This window comes from Psychrobacter sp. T6-1 (assembly GCF_052258445.1).
Genome location: NZ_JBQQFC010000434.1, coordinates 1 through 1,524, shown reverse-complemented (window position 1 = coordinate 1,524; position 1,524 = coordinate 1). Strand labels below are relative to the sequence as shown.

Here is a 1,524-nt window from a genome sequence, read left to right as displayed (position 1 = left end):
AAGATCTATCGACCTGAGATTTATAATGCCAATTCAAGAGCGGGGCAGGTGTATCAGCCAAGCCTTAAGTACCAAGACTATTCACTAACCCAAATCGTCTATGACCGCGCGGAGCGTAGCCAGATGGCAGTGACGCAGGGCAAGTTCACCGAAGATGACTTTATCAAACCGTATCAAACTATCCTTGATGAGTGGGCGGCAAGCTTTGTGCTGAACAATGATAGCGTGAAAAAACGCGCGGCTTAATAATTTAAATAACAAAAAATAGAGACAGTGAATATTATGACATTATTATTACCAACCTCAACCGCAGGCAGTTTGCCAAAACCCTCTTGGCTGGCCGAACCTGAGAAGATTTGGTCTCCTTGGGCGCTAGAAGGGGATCAGCTCATTGAAGCCAAACAGGATGCGCTACGTCTGACATTGCAGGAGCAAAGACACGCGGGCATAGATATCGTTAGCGATGGCGAGCAGACCCGTCAGCATTTTGTGACGACCTTTATTGAGCATCTCGACGGCGTGGATTTTGAGAATCGTAAAACGGTCAAAATTCGTGACCGCTATGAGGCGAGTGTGCCGACAGTGGTGGATGCGGTCAGCCGGCCCAAAGCCGTTTTCGTTGATGACGCCAAATTCCTGCGCGCGCAGACCGATCAGCCGATTAAATGGGCGCTACCTGGGCCCATGACCATGATCGATACGCTGTATGATAGCCATTATAAAAGCCGTGAAAAACTAGCTTGGGAGTTTGCCACCATTCTCAACGCCGAGGCGCGCGAATTAGAAGCGGCTGGCGTGGATATTATTCAGTTCGATGAGCCTGCTTTTAACGTGTTCTTTGATGATGTCAATGACTGGGGTATTGCGACGCTTGAGCGCGCTATCGAAGGCCTCAAGTGCGAGACGGCAGTACATATCTGCTACGGCTACGGTATCAAAGCCAATAATGACTGGAAGAAGACACTGGGTTCAGAGTGGCGTCAATACGAGCAAGCCTTTCCCAAATTGCAACAATCAAGCATCGATATTGTCTCGCTTGAGTGTCAAAACTCGCACGTACCGATAGATTTAATCGAGCTGATACGCGGTAAAAAGGTGATGGTCGGCGCTATCGATGTCGCCACCAATGATATCGAAACGCCCGAACAAGTCGCTGATACGCTACGTAAAGTCCTACAATTCGTCGACGCCGATAAGCTCTATCCGTCGACCAACTGCGGTATGGCCCCTTTGTCACGGCAAGTAGCGCGCGGTAAGCTTGCGGCGTTAAGCGCAGGCGCGGCCATCGTGCGTAATGAGCTAAGCGCTTAGCATTTCTTAACAAGTGCTAGCTTGTTTACCTGCATGCATGGCCTCAGTTACAAGTATAATTATATCCGTGTAGGCTGGGCTTTTAGTTCAGCTTTTATACATTACAAAGTTACAATGCTGGATTGAGCTGGATTGAGCTGGATTGAGCTGGATTGAGCTCGGTTAAAAAACTAGCCTACAGCTAAGCGCATTTGATAAAAAAGCGCTGATAAA

2 protein-coding genes are annotated in these 1,524 nt (G+C 48.4%); both read left to right on the top strand.

From position 1 onward, the window contains the following. Positions 1-246 (top strand): putative oxygenase MesX (locus ACTXGO_RS13565; protein WP_443574893.1); only part of this gene is annotated, 246 nt, incomplete at its 5' end. A gap of 36 nt (positions 247-282) precedes the next feature. Continuing rightward, positions 283-1,311, top strand: coding sequence for a methionine synthase (locus ACTXGO_RS13560; protein WP_443542664.1), 1,029 nt, complete (start codon positions 283-285; stop codon positions 1,309-1,311). Positions 1,312-1,524: the final 213 nt, after the last annotated feature.

Bases quoted from the DNA above. Each gene is read 5' to 3' on its own strand.
- ACTXGO_RS13560 (WP_443542664.1), top strand. From the start codon at position 283: ATGACATTATTATTACCAACCTCAACCGCAGGCAGTTTGCCAAAACCC.